This is a genomic window from Litoreibacter meonggei (genome assembly GCF_003663885.1).
GTDB lineage: Bacteria > Pseudomonadota > Alphaproteobacteria > Rhodobacterales > Rhodobacteraceae > Litoreibacter > Litoreibacter meonggei.
Map to the genome: position 1 here is coordinate 198,681 of NZ_RCCE01000004.1, position 19,175 is coordinate 217,855.

Consider the following 19,175-nt stretch of genomic DNA (forward strand, 5'->3'; position numbering starts at 1 on the left):
ATTTGCTGTTCAGACGGGCCACAAATGCAGCCCGTCTGTGTTTTGCCTCAGGAATAGCGGTAAGGAACGCCAGCTTTTTCCATCGTATCGCGATATTTCTTGAATATCTCGATTACGCGGGCCGAGCGTTCGTTGCGCGATGCTAACTCGTCCCAAAAGCCTGCGGCGTCGCCGACAACTGTATCCCATTCCTCGGCAGGGATGGTTGAAAGCTCCAACTTATCGCCATTGACGCGCAGATCGGCTTCGCCGCCCCAGTACCAGACCTGGCGATAGTAGTGCGACTGGTCCATCGACATCTTGAACAACTCTTGCAGATGCGGCGGCACCTTGGCCCAGCTGTCGCTGTTGGCAAAGTAGGAGCCACACCAAGCGCCGGTCACGTTGTTTAGCAGAGCGTATTTGCAGATATCAGCCCAGCCAACCTCATAGGCCTCGGTAAAGCCGCACCAAGCAACGCCGTCCAGCTCTCCGGTTTGCAGCGCAACTTCCACATCCTCCCATGGGACGGTGACCGGGATCATGCCATAGCGCGACAGGAATCGGCCCGCCGTCGGCACACCGAACACACGCAGGCCGCGCATATCTTCCAGCTTCTCGATCTTTTTCTCGGTGGTGAAGATATGCAATGGATCCCACGCACCGGCCCCCAACCACTCGACGCCTTCAATGTCGTCATAGGCTTCTTGCCAGATTTCGTTCAGCCCGTAGCGGTTGAACAAAACGGGAAGATCAAGGCTGTAGCGGGACGAGAACGGGAAGTAGCCACCAAAGTCAGAGATATCCGCAGGCGAGGCCATGGTCGCGTCATCCGACTGCACGGCATCAAGGGTGCCGTTCTGGAGCGCTCGGAAAAGCTCGCCCGTAGGCACCAGTTGGTCAGCGTAGAACAGCTCGATTTCCATCTCGCCATTGGCCGCTTTGTTGAACGCTTCAATCTGCGGCTTGATCACATGGGCACCCAGAGGGGCACCAGAGTAGGTTTGCAATCGCCACTTGATAGGGGTCTGCGCCTTGATCGTACTGGGCGCGGCCAAAGCAGCGGCGCCACCCACGGTTGCTGTCGTCAGAAACTTACGTCTGGTCGTCATAGTCTTCTCCTTGTTTGACCTTGCTCGGGGGTCGTTTGCTACAATGGTTCGCCTCTCGAATTCCTTTTGTTATTTTCCGTAAACGTAGTTGGGGAGCCACATGGCGATTTGTGGGAAAACCATGATCAGGATCAGCGCAAACAGCATCACCAACACAAAGGGGATGATGGACGCGTAGATGTCTTTGATTCCGATCTCTTTCGGGGCCATCGCGCGCATCAAGAACAGGTTGTAGCCGAAGGGCGGGGTCATATAGGCGATCTGTGTGGTGATCGTATAAAGTACGCCGTACCAGATCAGATCGAACCCCAGCACCTTGACTAGCGGCACGTAGAGCGGTGCTACGATGACCAGCATAGCCGTGTCATCAAGAAAGGTGCCCATCAGCAGGAATGACAGCTGCATCAGGATCAGGATTACCCAAGGGTCGAGGCCAAGCTGCTCGGTAAACAAGCTATCAATCGCCTTCACTGCGCCCAAACCATCAAACACCGCGCCAAAGCCGAGGGCGGCCAGAACAATCCACATAAACATGCACGAAATCGCCAGCGTCATGCGGGTCGACGTCTCGAATACCTTGCGCGTCATGCGACCCTTTAGAACTGCGGCAATAAACGCTGCCAACGCGCCAATGGCGGAGCTTTCCACAAGGCTGGTCCAACCGTTCAAAAACGGGACCATCATCGATGCGAATATCGCTAGGGGAAGCAAGCCAGCCCCCAACAGACGTATCTTTTCTGCCCTTGGTACATTGCCCATCTCTTCTTTGCTCAATGCAGGGCCAAGCTCTGGCTGGATGCGGCAGCGAATATAGATGTAGATGATAAACAACGCGGCCATCATAAGCCCGGGGATGATTCCAGCTAACCAAAGCTGGCCCACAGGCTGGCGCGCGATCATTGCATAAAGAACCAGCACCACCGAGGGGGGCACCAAAATACCAAGTGACGATCCGGCTTGCACTACGCCGGTCACCATTCGTTTGTCATACCCCCGTTTGAGGAGTTCGGGCAGGGCAATCGTCGCCCCGATGGCCATGCCAGCCACCGACAAGCCGTTCATGGCCGAGATCAGCACCATCAGCCCGATGGTGCCAATGGCCAGCCCGCCATTGATCGGCCCCATCCAGACGTGGAACATTTTATAAAGGTCATCGGCGAGGCGGCTTTCCGACAGCACGTAGCCCATGAAGATGAACATCGGTAGGGTCAGCATCGGGTACCATTTCATCACCTTCATGGCGGCGGAAAACGGAATGTCGGACCCGCCAGTCCCCCACAAAGTCAGCGCCGCGATTGATGCAATGCCGCCAATCGCGCCAAACACCCGCTGCCCCGTCATCAGCATCAGCATCATCGACGAGAACATCAAAATGGCGATCAGTTCATAGGACATTAAAGCTCGACCTCGCGGAGTTTTGCGATGTCTTTGATCAGCTCGGAAACCGCTTGAAGTAACATCATGAAAATGCCGAAGCACATAACAGTTTTGACCGGCCAAAGCAGGGGCCGCCACAGGGTCGGCGCACGTTCGTTATATTCAAGGGAATAACGCGTGGAATCGATCCCGCCGTAAAGCAGCACGCCTAGATAGAAGATAAGCAGCAGGACGGTGAAGCTATCGACCCAAGCTTTCTTGCGGTCGGACCATTCGCCATAAAACAGGTCCATCCGCACGTTTGACCCCATCTGAATAGAGTAGGGACCGCCGACCAGATAATAGGCCACAAGTGCGAACTGTGCCATTTCCAACGTCCAGTAGGACGGAACCACGAACATCTGTTTGGAAATCGTCGACCACAGCAAAATCGCGATCATCGCGAACAGGCTATACATCATGATCCGACCGAGGACGTAATTCACCCGATCGACGACGCGCACATAGGTCGTGGCAACTTTCAGCATCGAGCATCCAACGGCGTGGACGGTGTGTTGTTAGCTGCCCTCATCAAGCACCTAACCCGTTTGTCTCGATGTGATTATTAGGCCTCGACACCCAGCATCCCCCACAAGCTACTTGTGCCAACTGTATCAAGGTGTTGAAACTTGTAAACAAATCGGTGACCAAATGGTCAAAAATAATCAAAACAATATCAAAAACAGAGCGATAAACGACGTTCCTTGTGCGGATTTTGTGCTTGAATGGAAGATATCAAGCTAGTTCTAAGTGGATGTGGTGCTTTACAGTAGGTGAACTCGTGGCGGGCGAGGACAGGGTTGGCGACAGCAGAAAGACCAATATGAGACTTGCGGGAATAGATCAGGGCACGACCAGCACGCGAGTCCTCACGCTAACGTCCGATGGCGTGCCGCAGGTGGTCCATTCGGTGCAACATCGGCAATTCTACCCGCGCGAAGGGTGGGTGGAACATGATCCCGAAGAGCTTATCGCGAATATTCGGGCCTGTATTGATGCGGTGGGTGCAGTCGATGCCATCGGTATCGACAACCAAGGCGAAAGCTGTCTGGCATGGGACGCGGTCACCAAGGAGGCCTACACTCCGGTATTGGTCTGGCAGGACAGCCGGACGCTGGCTCAGATTGAGGCGCTCAGGTCAGACGGCTTTGAAGCGGAAACACTGGCGCGGGCAAAACTGCCGCTAGATCCGTATTTTTCTGCGAGCAAGCTAGGGTGGATTGTCGAAAACAACAACGCGGCGCAAGATGCGCGGCGCCGTGGCACGTTACGCTTGGGAACCACGGATGCGTTCTTTCTGGACCGTCTGACGGGGCGTTTTGTTACGGACGTCACCACCGCCAGCCGTACGTCCCTGATGAACTTGGAAAGATTGGAGTGGGATGAGACTCTATGCGACCTCTTCGGCGTGCCGATGGAGTGCTTGCCACGAATTGTTCCGACCACGGGCGATTTCGGTACTCTTGAAACGGCGCATGGGAAAGCCCCAATCACCGCAAGTGTCGTAGACCAGCAAGCGGCACTCTATGGGTTCGGCTGTCGCGAGAAGGGCGACGCGAAGATCACGTTCGGGACAGGGGCCTTCGCCTTGATGGTGACCGGATCGAAAATGGTTAACAGACCGGAAATGGGCCTGCTGCCAACGCTCGCTTGGCAACTGGAGGGGCAAGATCCCGTGTTTGCCTTGGACGGGGGCGTCTACACCGCCAGCGCCGCGCTCAATTGGGCCAAGTCATTGGGGTTGTTTACGGATTTTGAGCAGGCCAATAGGTTTGAGGGCCCTTCGGCCCTGGAGCGTGGCCTGATCTTCGTGCCAGCATTGGCGGGTCTTGGCTGTCCTCATTGGGTGCCGGAGGCGCGGGGGGTCTGGGTAGGGCTCTCCATAGATCACGGACCACAGCAACTGGTGCAATCCATCCTAGAAGGCGTGGCCCTTCGGGCGGCGGAAGTGATTGGTGCTATGGACAGCTGCATCCCGCTCAACGGTCCATTACAAATCGACGGCGGGATGAGCAAGAACCCGTATTTCACGCAATTTCTCGCAAACGTCACCGGCTGCGAAGTCCGGCCGGCTATCATGCCAGAGCTGACGGGCTTGGGCACCATCGCCCTTGCCGCCACAGCCATCGGGTCCGAGTTGAACATCAAATCGCAGTTCAGCTCAATTCAGCCCGAGGACGGAGTGTCGCTGCCAACAGAACGGTTCCACCGTGCGGTGGCCGTCTCGAAAGCGCCTTAACCTATTCCCACTCGATGGTGCCCGGAGGCTTCGAGGTGATGTCATAAGTGACGCGATTGATGCCCGGCACCTCGTTGATGATGCGTGTCGCGGTTTCGCCCAAAAATTCATGGCTGAACGGGTAGTAATCCGCCGTCATGCCATCGACCGAGGTCACCGCCCGCAGCGCACAGGCAAAATCATACGTGCGCCCGTCGCCCATTACACCCACCGTACGCACCGGCAGAATCGCAACGAACGCTTGCCAAATTTCGTCGTACAACCCGTGCTTGCGAATTTGATCGATATACACCGCATCAGCCTCGCGCAGGATGTCGAGCTTGGCGCGGGTGATCTCGCCGGGGCAGCGAATAGCCAGACCCGGTCCGGGGAAGGGGTGGCGGCCGATGAAGGATGGGGGCAGGCCGAGTTCCGCGCCGAGTGCGCGCACCTCGTCTTTGAACAGCTCGCGCAGCGGTTCGACCAGCTTCAGGCCCATCTTTTCCGGCAAACCACCGACATTGTGGTGGGACTTGATCGTCACCGACGGCCCGCCGGAGAAGCTGACGCTTTCGATCACGTCGGGGTAGAGCGTGCCTTGCGCCAAAAACTTGGCGTCGTCGATTTCGTTGGCGTATTTTTGGAACACATCAATAAACAGCTTACCGATGATCTTGCGCTTGGTTTCGGGGTCGCTTTGGCCGTCCAACTCGCCCAAGAACAAGTCCTGCTCATCCGCATGGATCAGCTTCATATTGTAGTTGTCGCGGAACATGGTGACGACCTCTTCGGCCTCGCCTTTGCGCAGCAAGCCGTGGTCAACAAAGACGCAGGTCAACTGATCGCCGATAGCTTCGTGCAGCAATACTGCCGCAACGGACGAATCCACGCCACCGGACAGGCCGCAGATCACATGGCTGGTGCCAACCTGTTCGCGGATAGCCGCGATGGCCTGTTCGCGATACGTGCCCATTGTCCAGTCGCCGGAAAAGCCCGCCATGCGAACGAAATTCTCGTATAGCTTCGCGCCGTTGGGGGTGTGGTGCACCTCGGGGTGGAACTGCACCGCGTAGAAATTGCGGCTCACATCGGCGGTGATCGCGTAAGGGGCATTGGGCGATGTGCCGTAAACCTCGAAGCCCGGCGCGATTTCCGAGACGTGGTCGCCATGCGACATCCAGACCTGCTCTTTGTCGGTCAAAAACCAGCCTTGAAGCAACTCGAGTTCCCCATGGGGAACGACGTAAGCGCGGCCAAATTCCGCGGTGCCATGACCTCGTTCAACCAGCCCGCCAAGGCCTTGCATCATGACTTGTTGACCGTAACAAATACCCAAGATGGGAACACCTAGATCGTAGACGCGTTCCGGTGGGCGCGGCGAGCCCTCGTCAATGACCGAACACGGGCCACCGGAGAAGATAACCGCCTTTGGGGCAAACTCCGCCAGAAACGCATCATCCACGTTTTGATAGGGGTGTATTTCGCAATAGACATTCAACTCGCGCAAGCGGCGCGCGATCAGTTGGGTGACCTGCGACCCGAAGTCGATGATCAGAAGTTTTTCATGGGTGGCGGCGGGGTCGATGAGATGATCTGTCATGCATGCTGATTATTGGGCCTCTGCGACCGTTGCAAGGGGGTGCGCACCGCGCGCAGGCTCCGCGCGGTGGATAATAATCCCCCCATGTCGCTTTTTCGCCGTAAGGGACGGATTTGGGCGTCGCCTGTACGTGGGGTGAGGTAATCACGATGACAAGTAATATCGGGGAGTAGACGATGACCGACACAGCAGCACCACGCAGACGCGCACGCGGGGGCGGCGGGGCCGCCCGCCGTGCGGAACGCACCGCCGTCTCGGTAGAGACCGCGAAATACATTGAGCGCAACATCCCCAACTTTGAAGTGCTGACGGAAGAGGCGCTCCAAATCATTGAGACCAACGCGGAAACCGTTCTGGCTGAAATTGGCGTGAACTTTGTCGACAACCCTTATGCGCTGGACTTGTGGCGCGAAGCTGGGGCCGAGGTCATCGGGGAGCGCGTGCGCATTCCCCGCGGGCTGGCGCGTAAGTTGTGCAAGACCGCACCATCCACGATCACCCAACACGCCCGCAACCCGGAGCGGTCAGTGGAGATCGGTGGCAAGAACCTCGTGATTGCCCCCGTCTATGGCCCGCCCTTTGTGCGTGACGCGGAAGGTGGCCGCCGCTACGCGACGATGGAAGACTTCAACAAATTCGTGAAGCTGGGCTATATGTCCAAATGGTTGCACCACTCCGGCGGCACAGTCTGTGAACCGACGGATGTGCCGGTTAACAAGCGCCACCTGGATATGCTCTACGCCCACATGTCGCTCAGCGATAAACCGTTCATGGGGTCCGTGACCGAACCATCTCGCGCTCAAGATTCTGTCGACATGTGCGAGATACTGTTTGACGGTTTGGACGGGCGCACAGTGATGACCTCGCTCATCAACATCAACTCCCCCATGACGTTTGATTCGATCATGATGGGAGCGTTGGAGATTTACGCGCGCGCCAATCAGGCCTGTATTATCTCTCCGTTCATTGTTGGTGGTGCGATGGCTCCGGTCTCCGTGGCGGGAACGTTGACGCAGGTTTTGGCCGAGGTTCTGGCAGGCGTGGCGTATAGCCAGCTGGTCAAACCCGGTGCACCAGTGATCTTCGGGGCGTTCGTGACGTCGATCGACATGAACTCAGGCGCGCCGACCTTCGGGACGCCGGAAGCTTCGCACATTACTTACGGGGCAGGGCAGTTGGCGCGGCGTCTCGGATTGCCATACCGCTCCGCCGGATCGTTTTGCGGGTCCAAACTTCCCGATGCGCAGGCGGCCTATGAGACGGCGAACTCGCTGAACATGGGGCTTTTGTCAGGCGTGAACTTCATGCTGCACGGCTGCGGTTGGTTGGAAGGCGGCCTGGTCGCCTCGTTCGAGAAATTCGTGATGGATGCCGATCAGCTTGGCGCGCTGCATCATTTCGCCAAAGGCGTAAGCGTCGATGAGAACGCACAAGCGATGGGGGCCATTGAAGAGGTTGGTCCCGGCGGTCACTACTTAGGGTGCGAGCACACGCAAAATAACTTCAAGACAGCGTTCTGGCGGTCTGACCTGTTTGACTACAAACCCTTCGAGACATGGGCCGATGACGGTAAGCGGGACACCGTCGCCCTCGCGTCGGTCCGCGTAGAAAAACAGATCAACGATTACCAGCAGCCCCATTTGGATCCCGCCATAGACGAGGCCCTGCGGGCCTATGTGCGTGAGAAGAAAGACAGCATGCCAGATTCCTTTATGTAGGATCTAAACAACTGTGGGTCGCCAACCCGGGCGGCCCGCGCCGCGTGCCGGTGTTGGCAGCGCGCGGCTTTCGGCCATCAGGGCGATTAGCAGCTCAATGTGCTTGTTCACATTGTAGGTCCCATCGTGGGCCAGTCGCGTTTGCTCCAACTGTTCCTCTTGATGCAATAATGTTTCCACAACAATCCGCGGTGAATCCGAGCGGGACTGTCCCGTGATGCGGCGCAAATCGCGGTTGCGTTGATAGTGGCTTATGCCGTGACGTGCTGCGCGCACCAACAGGCGGGGTCGGCGAAGGTCGGTGAGTTGGCGAGTCAGGTCGATCATGTAGTGCTCCGAAATTGAATTGATGTCCGTAGCCTAAGGGAGCGCGCGCCGCTGTTGCGCGACGATTGTGCCTGCGGACGCTTCGGAAACAACTGTTTACGTTTCGGAAACAAATTCACGCAATTGGAGCGCTTGTTAACCAACTTGTAAGTAATACAACCTCAAGTTGTGTGCGTTGCTTAGGGGTTTCTGCCGCCTTTGCCCTACCGATTTAGGGGACGCCACATATGTTTTCTGCCGCCATTTCGCCACCAGATTCTCTGTTTCCAAATTGGATTCCAGAAGCCGCGCGCCGGTATCTGATCCATACCGAAAAAGGATTGTCTCTCAGAGATTTAGCACGGCGTGAAGGATGCCATGCATCTACCATATTACGGCAAGTGCGCCGCTTTGAGAACCGACGTGATGACCCGCTGGTTGATGAGGCGCTCCTCCGTCTGAGCAACGATTTGAACACTCGCGAAACGACAGCTTCCCTACAAGGACCGCAAAATATGACAGCGCACGCACGTAACCATTCCGAAACCTATTCCAAGCCCATTACTGCCCACATCACTACTGGTCCATCACTGCTAGATGATGACGAAAAACTTGCACGAGAAGCGCGCCGTGTGTTGCGCCGATTATGTGAAACCGGCGCGGTACTGGCGCTCGCCGCTGACATGGACAAGGCGGTTGTGCTGCGATCCTTCAAGGATGGCCCGCCCACCCGTACGGCTGTCGTCCCGCGCGACGTGGCGCAAGCCTTTGCGTTGAAAGACTGGATTAGCTGTTCGCGCCTGGGACGTGTCGCGAGCTACACCATCACGTCTGCCGGTCGTGCGGCGCTGAAGGGCTATCTTACCGAAGACATGGAGCGGAAGCGCCGCGCCCGAGGCGATCAAGATGGGGTGAGCCCGTTTCGTGACCCACAAGCTGATTGGGAAGCAAAAATGGGTCACGTCACGTCTGACGGGATGGCCCGACCAACCATGGCCGAGAGCCCTTTGGCGATGTTGGCGCGGCGGCGTGATAAGGAGGGCCGCTCGTTTCTAGCAGCGGACCTTGTACAAGCCGGAGAGCGGTTCCGTGAAGACTACGAACTGGCGCAAATGGGCCAAGGCGCCGCGCAACACTGGGATAAATTCATGGCGTCAGGTGACAGGTCGGTGTTGACTGGTGACAACGCGATTGCCGAAGGAGCGAAAGCCGCACGCGAACGCATGTTATCAGCTCTTGACGAGCTTGGTCCCGGTCTGAGTGATATCATCATGCGGTGTTGTTGTTTTCTGGAAGGTCTCGAGACAGCGGAAAAGCGTATGGGGTGGTCGGCCCGCTCGGGTAAAGTTGTGCTCCGGATTGCCCTACAGCGTTTGCACCGCCACTACATGGATGCGAATGGACATGTGAGCGCGATGATTGGCTGACCAACGCCGTCGTCTTTAAAGCCGTGAAGGGCGTCCGAGAGTTCGGACGCTCTTTTTTTGCTTAGTCTAAGCCCGTGGGCATGCCCGCCCCTTGTATCGTGGACCTGCGACAATACTTCGTTTAGCGTTAAACTAAGTTATGGCGTATACGCTGAGCGATCCCAATTGGAGCCGACAACATGGCCACCCGCGACCTGAAAATTCCAAGCCAACGCCACCCCGAAAAGGCAAAACGACCTGATAATGCGCAACCTCGGAAGCCTGCCTGGATTCGAGTGAAAGCGCCTGTTGGTGAAGGCTACAAAGAGACGCATAAGATCATGCGCGAGCACAAGCTCACCACGGTGTGCGAAGAGGCCGGTTGCCCCAATGTTGGCGAATGCTGGAACCAAGGCCACGCCACCATGATGATTATGGGTGAGGTTTGCACGCGGGCTTGCACCTTCTGCAACATCGCGACTGGCAAACCGCCGGAAGACTTAGACGTATTCGAGCCGGGCCGCGTCGCGGACGCAGTGAAGAAATTGGGGCTGAACCACGTGGTTATCACCTCCGTTGATCGCGATGACATTGAGGACGGAGGGGCGGAGCATTTTGCGCAGACCATCCGCGCAATTCGTCGCCAATCGCCAGCAACCACGATTGAAATTCTGACACCGGATTTTATTCGCTGTGATCCCAAAGTCTTGGAGGTTGTTGTTGAAGCGCGCCCCGATGTATTTAATCACAATCTAGAAACCGTACCGGGCCTTTACCCGGAGGTGCGCCCCGGTGCGCGATATTTCCACTCCTTGCGTCTGTTGCAACGGGTGAAAGAGATGGATCCGACGATGTTCACCAAATCGGGCATCATGGTGGGTCTTGGCGAAGATCGCCAATCGGTGATGCAAGTCATGGAAGACATGCGCGCGGCCGACATTGATTTCCTGACCATCGGGCAATATTTGCAACCGACGCCGAAACATCATCGCGTCGACCGCTTTGTGACGCCAGAAGAGTTTGCAGCGTACGAGAAAGCAGCGTTTGGTAAGGGGTTCCTAATGGTCTCGGCCACGCCTTTGACGCGGTCAAGCTATCACGCAGGCGACGACTTCGCGAAACTGCGCGAGGCCCGTCTGGCGAAGATGAGCAAGGCCTAGCACTTACTGTTTGGCGATCGGCGGCACAGCCTTGAGATAGTCGACGATGGCCATTCGATCTGACTCAGGCAACCTCGCCAAGTTCTGCACCACCGACGCCATATGCCCTCCGGCGCTGTCGTAATCGGGGGTGAGGCCGGTTGTGAAATAAGCCATCAAATCAATCTCTGACCAATCCAACGCTGCGGGGGTGATGTTCGGTATACGACCTTTGCCATTTGGATTGGGCGCACCGCCAAGCCAACGCGCGGTGTTTAGCCCGCCCAAGGCGTTACGTTCGGTATGACATTCGGTGCAATGGGACAACGCCTCGACAAGATACGTGCCGCGGTCGATGGATGGCGATTGTTCCAACAATGCAGGGGCCTTCGGCGTGCCGAAAAGAAACTTCCACCCCCCCAAACTACGCCGGATATTGAACGGAAACCCCACGTCATGCGCGCGGGACGGCGTGGCATCCGCAGGTAGGGTTTGCATGAACGCATAGAGCGCCGCCACGTCTTCAGGCCGAGCTTTGGCATATGCGGTGTAGGGAAATGCGGGATAATAATGCGCGCCCTCGGGGCTGACGCCAGCCTGCACCGCATTGGCAAATTGCAAAAGAGTCCAGGCGCCGATGCCTTCGGGCGACGGCGATATATTGGGCGCGTAGAAGGTGCCAAAATCGCTGGGGAAGGCCTGACCGCCAGCAAGGGCCGGTGTGTCGGCTTCTTCAGTGCCGGGGGCGACGTGGCAAGATGCGCAACCCGCTGCCCAGAATACCTGCTCCCCAAGGGCAATGTCAGCGTCTGCTGTGACTAATGCGGTTTCCGTCGAATGCGACAAGTAGGCTGGGGCGGTGATCCACCATGCGACGCCGGCGCCCAGAAGAGCGGCGGCCGCTATTGAGCGCTTGAGCATGATTTATTTTGGTTCGCGGTAGGCCTTGTGGCAGGCTCCGCACGCTCCGCCGACACCACCCATTGCGCCTTGTAGGCCCGCCAGATCGGTTCCGGCAACTGCTGCGAGCGCAACTGCTGCTTTGGCGAGATCATCGGCTTTGGAGTCAAAATCCGCCTTGGCGTCCCAGATCTTTGGCAAGGCGCGGGTTCCATCAATGGACATCGTATCGGTGCCGGTGGGCCACAAAAGCGATTGATCCGTTCCCGCGAGGGCTGCCAAATTGGCAGCTGCTACGGCGGCCACGTCAGCATTGTAGTCGGACTTGCCTTTGGCCATATCACCTAAGATACCCAAATTAAGCGAATAGTTCGCCATCAAACCGTTGCGCGCTTTGACTTCTGCCGGAGGTCCTGCGTGACCGTCTGCGAGTGCCATTCCGGAAATCAAGCTAGCGGTCATAGCCGTTGTTGCCAGTGCTCGTATCAGCGTCATGTGGTCGTCCTCCAAAAAACGTTATGATTACGGAAATGCTACCTGTTATGAAATGTAACGCTAGTATGTATTTTTTGAGGAGGTCTGTGAATAAATGCACAGGTTCAACTGGGACGATCTAAAATACATACTCGCGGTTGCAGACAGCGGCTCGGTGTCAAAGGCAGGGCGGTTGCTTCAAGTCAACCACGCCACGGTATTGCGGCGGGTCACACTCTTCGAGGAACGCTTTGGGTTAAGTGTTTTTGACCGCACGCCTCAAGGCTATCGCCTGCCAAAAGAAAACGAGCATCTGATAGAAACGATCCGAGAGGTCGATCATTCGGTGCGTTCTGTTGAACGGCTGATCGAAGGCGGCAAGGCACCTTTGAGCGGGAGGGTCAGGATCACCTCGACGGATACGTTATGCCATTCAGTTCTGCCTTCCATAGTGTCTGACATGCAGGCGGACTCTGACGGATTGACGCTAGAATTGATTTCGACGAATGCCCATTTGGACATGACCCGACTGGATGCGGACATAACGGTACGCCCGACGGCACAATTGCCTGATCACTTGATCGGTGAGCGGGCTGGAGAATTGGTGTTCGGGGTTTACGGGCCGGCGCGACCTTCGGAAATGGGAGACACAGATTGGTTAGGGCTCTCTGGCCCATTGTCGCGCAGCGCACCAGCACGCTGGATGGAAGAGAACCTCAATGCCACCCAAGTTAAAGGGTCGGCAGACAGTTTTTTGACGTTGCGAGAAATGGTTGCTGCCAGCGCCGGACTGGCGTTTTTGCCAACATTGATAGGGACGGGAGACCCTCGATTGCGCGAGCGTTTGGGCATAGCTCCGCGATTTTCTGTGCCGATCTGGGTTGCAAGCCATGCCGACCTGCATAGCATCCCACGCATTGTGCAAGTATCTCGCTTGCTGGTCACCAAACTTATGCAGAAGGCTGAAACTTTATCAGGTCGTTAGTATCGCGGAAGACGCGGTGTGCGCTCCATTTTGGCCCAATCGGGCCAGCCAATATAATACTCTATCAATGCGATCGCGATACAGACGACGATCAGGCCGACCACCAGCTTGACCCGGCGCTCGGATGGCGGACGGCGCGCCCATATGGACGCCCGCCACAGCCAGCGCCAGTTCATGTAAAGCGGACCTTTCCGATATAGGGCAGGTTGCGGTTACGTTGTGCATAGTCGATGCCGTAGCCGACGACGAATTCGTCGGGGATGTCGAAACCGGTCCATGTGGCCTTGATGTCGACTTCGCGGCGGGTGGGTTTGTCAAGCAGAGCGATTGTCTCGATACGGGCGGGGGAGCGGCTTTCCAGCAGGTGCAACACATGCGACAGGGTAAAGCCGGTATCCACGATGTCTTCCACCACCAGCACATCACGCCCGCCGATTTCGCCACGCAAGTCTTTCAAGATGCGCACCTCGCGAGAGCTTTCCATGCCGTCGCCGTAGCTGGAGGCTTCCAGAAAATCGACCTCCACCGGCAGGTCCAACTCGCGCACAAGATCCGCGATGAACACAAACGATCCGCGCAGAAGACCAACCACGACAAGTTTGTCAGTGTCCGCAAAACGATCGTGAATTTCACGCGCAAGTGTCTCGATGCGGGCGGCGATGGACTTCGCCGAGATCAACTCGTCGATGACATAGGGTGGATGAGACATGTTATCCCCTTGAAATTTGCGTCAGGCTGGGGGACACCCCCCGGCAACCCGTCGAGCAAGCAGAGCCCCTAACGCCTATGCCAAGTCACCGCGAAAAACGCAAGCTGCCCTATAGTGCAGATCAGATGTACGCTCTGGTCGCTGATGTGGCGAAGTATCCCGAGTTCCTGCCGTGGTGTTCCGCAGCGCGCATTCGATCCCGTGCTGAAGAAGGTGCTGCCGAGGTCATGTTGGCCGACTTGGTGATCAGCTTCAAAGTCTTCCGCGAGCGGTTCGGCAGCAAGGTTACGCTTTGGGCGGACGACATGAAGATCGACACGGAATACCTTGATGGACCGTTTAAATTCCTCAAGAGCACTTGGGATTTCCGGGCTTTGGGGGACTGCGAATGCGAGGTCGAATTTTTCGTCGAGTTCGAGTTCAAGAATCGCATCTTGCAGGGCGCCGCAGGGCTGTTTTTCAATGAAGCCATGCAGCGCGTCGTACGCGCGTTCGAGGCGCGCGCGCAGGAATTGCACGGGCAAAAGGCATAGCGCCTAGTAGCCGCGCCAAATCCATCCCCCGCCAAAGATGCGGGACGATCCGTCGTCGTAGAACACGCAAGCCTGTCCCGGTGACACGCCTTCTTCGGGCGTGAGCAGTTCGACTTCGGCCTCGGTTGCGGAGATCGGGCGAATGATTGCGCCGGCAGGCGCGCGCGTGGAGCGCACTTTCACGCCCACATGCCATTCGTCCTGACTGTCGAACGGGGCATCCCCAAGCCAGTTGATCTCGCGCACTGGTATTTTGCGGGTTGCCAGCGCTTCCTTCGGGCCGACGATGACATGTTTTTTGTCCACGTCCAGCTTCACCACATAAAGCGGTGCCGACAGCCCACCGACACCAAGTCCGCGGCGTTGGCCGATAGTGTAGTGGATCACGCCGTCATGCTTGCCCAGCACGTTGCCGTCCATGTCCACGATGTCGCCGGGCTCGCCCGCGCCGGGGCGCAGCTTCTCGATCACCGAGGCGTAGTCGCCATTCGGCACGAAACAGATGTCCTGACTGTCCGGCTTGTCAGCGACCGACAGTCCGTATTTCGCAGCCAGCGCCCGTGTTTCCGCCTTGGAGGCCAGATGGCCCAACGGGAAGCGAAGATATTCCAACTGCGCCGGAGTCGTAGAAAACAGGAAATAGCTTTGGTCACGATTCGCGTCGGCGGCAGAGTGCAGCTCCGCCCCGTGCTCGCCCACCTTGCGTTGGATGTAGTGGCCGGTGGCCATGCAATCCGCGTCAAGGTCTTTGGCAGTTTCCAGCAGGTCCTTGAACTTCACCCGCTCGTTGCAACGGATGCAGGGAACGGGCGTTGCGCCGCCAAGGTAGCTGTCGGCAAACTCGTCGATCACCGCGTCCTTGAAGACGTTTTCATAATCCAGAACGTAATGCGGAAAGCCCATGTCTTCGGCCACACGACGGGCGTCATGGATGTCACGGCCCGCGCAGCACGCGCCTTTCTTGGCCAAGGCGGCGCCGTGGTCGTACAATTGCAAGGTCACGCCGACGACATCATAGCCTTCTTCGGCCAGTTGAGCGGCGACTACGGAGCTGTCCACGCCTCCGGACATCGCGACGACGACGCGAGTCTCGGATGGGGGCTTGGCAAAACCAAGCGAGTTTAGACGTCCGTGTGTCCAGTCAAGTGCCATGATGGCCTCCGTTACGGGGGATAGTCGCGAATATAGGAAAATCTTAGCTAGTCACAAGACCATGCTTCACCTCCCCTTAAGGCATGGTTGGAGAAATGGCAGGTGCAATTTTGGTAGTCGGGGCGATTTGTGATGTATCTGAAACGAGAAACAGGCCCGCGCATGGTCACTTTGCCGGATGGCTCCACCATGAGCAGGGCAGACCTGCCGGACCGCACGATTCGGCGTTGGGTCGCAAGCCGGAAGGCGCTGATTGTGCGGGCGGTGGAGGCTGATTTAATTACCGCAGAGGAGGCGTGCCAGTGGTACCGCTTGTCGGACGAAGAATTGACATCATGGCGCGCCGCCGTCGCTGATTATGGCGTTCAAGCACTTCGCGTAACTTCTGTTCAGAAATATAGACAAAATAGTGAAGAAAAGGGATAGTAGCGTCCCGCGGTAACCTCACATTAACCTTTTCCATTTTAGAGTTAACAGACTTGAGGGGACGTATACTGGAGACAAAATAATGCGAGTGCTACTCGTCGAAGACGATCCAACCACCGCCAAGTCCATCTCTATGATGCTGACCCATGCAAATTTGAATGTTTACTCGACTGATTTGGGCGAGGAAGGCATAGATCTGGCAAAGCTCTATGATTACGACTTGATCCTTCTTGATCTGAATTTGCCGGATATGACTGGTCACGAAGTCCTGCGTCAATTGCGTCAGGCCCGTATCGAGACGCCGATCTTGATCCTGTCTGGTGCCGATGACACGGAAAGCAAGCTGAAGGGCTTTGGCTTTGGTGCGGATGACTACCTGACTAAGCCATTTCATCGCGAAGAGCTTGTCGCGCGTATTCACGCGATCATCCGCCGGTCAAAGGGGCATTCGCAGTCAATTATCCAAACGGGCACCATCGCAGTGAATCTCGACGCTAAAACTGTCGACGTTGAAGGCACTCCGGTGCATTTGACTGGCAAGGAATACCAGATGTTGGAATTGCTGAGCCTTCGGAAAGGCACAACGCTGACGAAAGAGATGTTCTTGAACCACCTTTATGGCGGCATGGATGAGCCGGAGTTGAAGATCATCGACGTTTTCATCTGCAAGCTACGCAAGAAATTGGCGACTGCCACTGGTGGGGATAGTAATATCGAAACCGTGTGGGGCCGTGGTTATGTTCTGCGCGAACCACAGCCGGTTGCTAACACAGAGCGCGGCAAACGCCTTGTTGCCAACGCTTAGGCCTGCTGTTTCTTGAACAACAATGGCGCGCCCAATGTGGCGCGCCTTTTCTGTTATGCTGTCCGTCAAAAGAGCTTTGTATGCTGCGGACGACTGGACGCCTCGTCATTCTCGCCATATCTACAAGCAGTGTTAGCATTGGGGGCGATCGTTGGAACAGGCGCGCAAGGGTGAGTTGATCGAACCAGCAGATATTTCCGAAGAGCAGGCAATCGCAGAGCTTGCCCGTTTGTCTGCGATACTTGCTCAAGCCAATCTTGACTATCATGGCAAAGATACGCCGACCATCAGTGACGCTGACTATGATGAACTGAAGCGCCGCAACACGGCTATTGAAGAGCAATTCCCACATCTCAAACGCCCCGACAGCCCGACCGAGCAGGTGGGTGGACCTTTGGCTGATGGCTTCTCCAAGATCCGCCATGAGGTGCGGATGCTGTCTTTGGGCAACGCCTTCGACGACGACGACGTGGTGGAGTTTGACGCACGTATTCGGAAATACCTTGGTCTAAGTGAAACCGATCGTCTGGCCTACACGGCGGAGCCGAAGATCGACGGGCTGTCACTGTCCCTACGATACGAGCAAGGTCAGCTGGTTCATGCAGCGACCCGTGGGGATGGCGAAGTTGGGGAAAATGTGACGGCAAACGCCAAAATGATTGGCAACATCCCGCAAACACTTGCTGACGCACCGGAGGTGCTGGAAGTCCGCGGCGAAGTCTACATGAGCCATGCAGATTTTGCGGCATTGAACTCGGCACAAGAGGTCGCTGGCGCAAAAAGCTTCGCCAATCCCAGAAACGCAGCAGCAGGCTCGTTGAGGCAGCTTGATCCGAACATCACCAAGTCTCGCCCGCTGGCGTTCTTCGCTTATGCCTGGGGCGCGTTGTCCTACCCGTTGGCCGAAACTCAGATGGCCGCAATCGCGCGGTTGGGTGCGCTTGGCTTTCAAATCAACCCTCTCACGAAAATCTGCAACGGACCGTCAGAGCTTGTGGCGCATTACAAAGAAATCGAGATCGCGCGCCCTGATTTGGGCTATGATATCGACGGTGTGGTCTACAAAGTAGACGACCTTACGCTGCAACGTCGGCTTGGCTTTAGGTCGACCACACCGCGATGGGCAATCGCGCATAAGTTTGCGGCTGAGCTGGCGTGGACGCGGCTGGAAGCTATCGAAATTCAAGTCGGGCGCACCGGCGCTTTGTCTCCCGTCGCGCGACTTGCACCAGTGACTGTTGGGGGCGTCGTCGTCTCCAACGCGACTTTGCACAACGAAGACTACATCAAGGGTCTCGACAGCAAGGGCGGCGAAATTCGCGGTGGTAAGGACATCCGCGAAGGTGATTTGGTTCAAGTGTACCGGGCCGGCGATGTGATCCCGAAAGTCGCGGATGTCGATCTGTCTCAACGCCCCGAAGGCGCGGTGCCGTATGTATTTCCACAAACCTGTCCCGAATGCGACTCTGCCGCCATTCGCGAGGAAGGCGACGCCGTGCGGCGCTGCACGGGCGGTTTGATTTGTCCGGCTCAGGCGGTGGAAAAGCTCAAGCATTTTGTGAGCCGCGGCGCATTCGATATCGACGGGCTGGGGGCGAAGCAAGTTGAGGTGTTCTACCATGACGATCAACTGAAAATCCGCGAACCCGCCGATATTTTCACGCTGCGCGCGCGGGATGCTCAGGCGCTCACCAAGCTGAAAAATCGTGACGGATGGGGCGAGACATCTGCGCGAAATCTGTTTGACGCGATTGACGAACGCCGGAAAATTCCGCTGAACCGTGTGATCTTCGCGCTTGGCATTCGCCACGTCGGAGAAAGTGCGTCGAACCTGCTGGCGCGGCACTATAACAATTGGGCCGATTTCGATTTGGCCATGCGCGAGGCTGCCTCTCAGGAGGGCGCGGCGTGGGACGATTTGTTGTCCATTGACGGCGTCGGCGCGGTTATGGCCGCATCGCTCACGCAAGCATTTGCGCAGGAAGCGGAGTATGCCTCGATTTTGCGACTGGTTCAGGAACTGGACATTGAGGCTGTTGAACGGCCTGCTCAGGATGGCAGTCCCGTGGCCGGGCAGACGGTTGTGTTCACGGGAACGCTTGAGAAAATGACACGCGCAGAAGCCAAAGCGCGGGCAGAAGCGCTTGGGGCTAAGGTATCGGGCAGTGTCTCGGCCAAAACCAATTTATTGGTTGCAGGACCGGGGGCAGGATCGAAGGCAACCAAAGCGGCGGATCTTGGTGTCAAAGTGATCGACGAGGACGAGTGGCTCGCCCTTATCGGCGACGCGTGACGCG

Annotated in this window: 19 protein-coding genes; 9 read left to right on the plus strand and 10 right to left on the minus strand. The window is 56.9% G+C overall.

Annotated features, from left to right (window positions below; genetic code table 11):
* Positions 1–47 precede the first annotated feature (47 nt).
* The 3 genes from BCF46_RS12935 to BCF46_RS12945 all read right to left on the minus strand — a co-directional run bounded on the left by BCF46_RS12935 (position 48) and on the right by BCF46_RS12945 (position 2,995).
* Positions 48–1,091: a twin-arginine translocation signal domain-containing protein gene (locus tag BCF46_RS12935; protein ID WP_121024908.1), complete on the minus strand. Its 1,044-nt coding sequence runs from the start codon at positions 1,089–1,091 to the stop codon at positions 48–50.
* Positions 1,092–1,160: 69 nt separating this feature from the next.
* Complete coding sequence (locus BCF46_RS12940; protein WP_121024910.1) at positions 1,161–2,486, minus strand: TRAP transporter large permease; 1,326 nt, start codon at positions 2,484–2,486, stop codon at positions 1,161–1,163.
* Positions 2,486–2,995, minus strand: a complete 510-nt coding sequence (locus tag BCF46_RS12945) for a TRAP transporter small permease subunit (RefSeq protein ID WP_121024912.1) — start codon at positions 2,993–2,995, stop codon at positions 2,486–2,488. The genes BCF46_RS12940 and BCF46_RS12945 overlap by 1 nt, the downstream gene beginning before the upstream one ends.
* Before the next feature lie 335 nt (positions 2,996–3,330).
* Between BCF46_RS12945 and BCF46_RS12950 the strand changes: the two genes are divergently transcribed.
* Positions 3,331–4,746, plus strand: a complete 1,416-nt coding sequence (locus BCF46_RS12950) for an FGGY family carbohydrate kinase (protein WP_121024914.1) — start codon at positions 3,331–3,333, stop codon at positions 4,744–4,746.
* A gap of 1 nt (position 4,747) precedes the next feature.
* On the opposite strand, the gene guaA is transcribed toward BCF46_RS12950, so the two are convergent.
* Positions 4,748–6,325 (minus strand): glutamine-hydrolyzing GMP synthase, encoded by a 1,578-nt coding sequence (gene guaA / locus BCF46_RS12955; RefSeq protein ID WP_121024916.1) that lies wholly within the window; start codon positions 6,323–6,325, stop codon positions 4,748–4,750.
* Positions 6,326–6,501: 176 nt separating this feature from the next.
* On the opposite strand from guaA, the gene BCF46_RS12960 reads away from it, so the two are divergent.
* On the plus strand, positions 6,502–8,043 hold the full coding sequence (locus BCF46_RS12960) for a trimethylamine methyltransferase family protein (RefSeq protein ID WP_121024917.1): 1,542 nt from the start codon (positions 6,502–6,504) through the stop codon (positions 8,041–8,043).
* Positions 8,044–8,046: 3 nt separating this feature from the next.
* Here BCF46_RS12960 and BCF46_RS12965 read toward each other — a convergent pair whose 3' ends face one another.
* On the minus strand, positions 8,047–8,370 hold the full coding sequence (locus BCF46_RS12965; RefSeq protein WP_121024919.1) for a DUF6477 family protein: 324 nt from the start codon (positions 8,368–8,370) through the stop codon (positions 8,047–8,049).
* A 494-nt stretch (positions 8,371–8,864) separates the two neighbouring features.
* Here BCF46_RS12965 and BCF46_RS12970 point away from each other — a divergent pair, with 494 nt between their 5' ends.
* Positions 8,865–9,776, plus strand: coding sequence for a DUF6456 domain-containing protein (locus tag BCF46_RS12970; protein WP_342768431.1), 912 nt, complete (start codon positions 8,865–8,867; stop codon positions 9,774–9,776).
* A 179-nt stretch (positions 9,777–9,955) separates the two neighbouring features.
* Positions 9,956–10,915, plus strand: a complete 960-nt coding sequence (lipA, locus tag BCF46_RS12975) for a lipoyl synthase (protein ID WP_121024923.1) — start codon at positions 9,956–9,958, stop codon at positions 10,913–10,915.
* Between the two features lie 3 nt (positions 10,916–10,918).
* Here the strand turns inward: lipA and BCF46_RS12980 are convergent, their stop codons facing one another.
* Together BCF46_RS12980 and BCF46_RS12985 are read right to left on the minus strand one after the other, a co-directional pair.
* The gene (locus BCF46_RS12980) at positions 10,919–11,815 is read right to left on the minus strand and encodes a cytochrome c (protein ID WP_121024925.1); all 897 of its coding nucleotides are present in this window, start codon (positions 11,813–11,815) and stop codon (positions 10,919–10,921) included.
* 3 nt (positions 11,816–11,818) lie between these two features.
* Positions 11,819–12,289, minus strand: coding sequence for a cytochrome c (locus BCF46_RS12985; RefSeq protein ID WP_121024927.1), 471 nt, complete (start codon positions 12,287–12,289; stop codon positions 11,819–11,821).
* A gap of 94 nt (positions 12,290–12,383) precedes the next feature.
* Between BCF46_RS12985 and BCF46_RS12990 the strand changes: the two genes are divergently transcribed.
* Complete coding sequence (locus BCF46_RS12990; protein WP_121024929.1) at positions 12,384–13,253, plus strand: LysR family transcriptional regulator; 870 nt, start codon at positions 12,384–12,386, stop codon at positions 13,251–13,253.
* Here BCF46_RS12990 and BCF46_RS12995 read toward each other — a convergent pair.
* Together BCF46_RS12995 and hpt are read right to left on the minus strand one after the other, a co-directional pair.
* Positions 13,250–13,429, minus strand: a complete 180-nt coding sequence (locus tag BCF46_RS12995; RefSeq protein ID WP_121024931.1) for a hypothetical protein — start codon at positions 13,427–13,429, stop codon at positions 13,250–13,252. The genes BCF46_RS12990 and BCF46_RS12995 overlap by 4 nt on opposite strands.
* A complete protein-coding gene (hpt, locus tag BCF46_RS13000; RefSeq protein ID WP_121024933.1) occupies positions 13,426–13,962 on the minus strand; it encodes a hypoxanthine phosphoribosyltransferase in 537 nt (178 codons plus the stop codon). Before hpt ends, BCF46_RS12995 begins: the two co-directional genes overlap by 4 nt.
* Before the next feature lie 77 nt (positions 13,963–14,039).
* Between hpt and BCF46_RS13005 the strand changes: the two genes are divergently transcribed.
* On the plus strand, positions 14,040–14,495 hold the full coding sequence (locus BCF46_RS13005; RefSeq protein ID WP_121024935.1) for a type II toxin-antitoxin system RatA family toxin: 456 nt from the start codon (positions 14,040–14,042) through the stop codon (positions 14,493–14,495).
* A 3-nt stretch (positions 14,496–14,498) separates the two neighbouring features.
* Here BCF46_RS13005 and mnmA read toward each other — a convergent pair whose 3' ends face one another.
* Positions 14,499–15,647: a tRNA 2-thiouridine(34) synthase MnmA gene (gene mnmA / locus BCF46_RS13010; RefSeq protein ID WP_121024937.1), complete on the minus strand. Its 1,149-nt coding sequence runs from the start codon at positions 15,645–15,647 to the stop codon at positions 14,499–14,501.
* Positions 15,648–15,779: 132 nt separating this feature from the next.
* Between mnmA and sciP the strand changes: the two genes are divergently transcribed.
* The 3 genes from sciP (at position 15,780) to ligA (ending at position 19,171) form a co-directional block, all read left to right on the plus strand.
* Positions 15,780–16,073, plus strand: coding sequence for a CtrA inhibitor SciP (sciP, locus tag BCF46_RS13015; protein WP_121024939.1), 294 nt, complete (start codon positions 15,780–15,782; stop codon positions 16,071–16,073).
* An 82-nt stretch (positions 16,074–16,155) separates the two neighbouring features.
* On the plus strand, positions 16,156–16,878 hold the full coding sequence (gene ctrA, locus BCF46_RS13020) for a response regulator transcription factor CtrA (protein WP_121024941.1): 723 nt from the start codon (positions 16,156–16,158) through the stop codon (positions 16,876–16,878).
* Between the two features lie 151 nt (positions 16,879–17,029).
* Entirely contained in the window at positions 17,030–19,171 is a 2,142-nt protein-coding gene (ligA, locus tag BCF46_RS13025) for an NAD-dependent DNA ligase LigA (protein WP_245990123.1), read from the plus strand.
* Positions 19,172–19,175 lie beyond the last annotated feature (4 nt).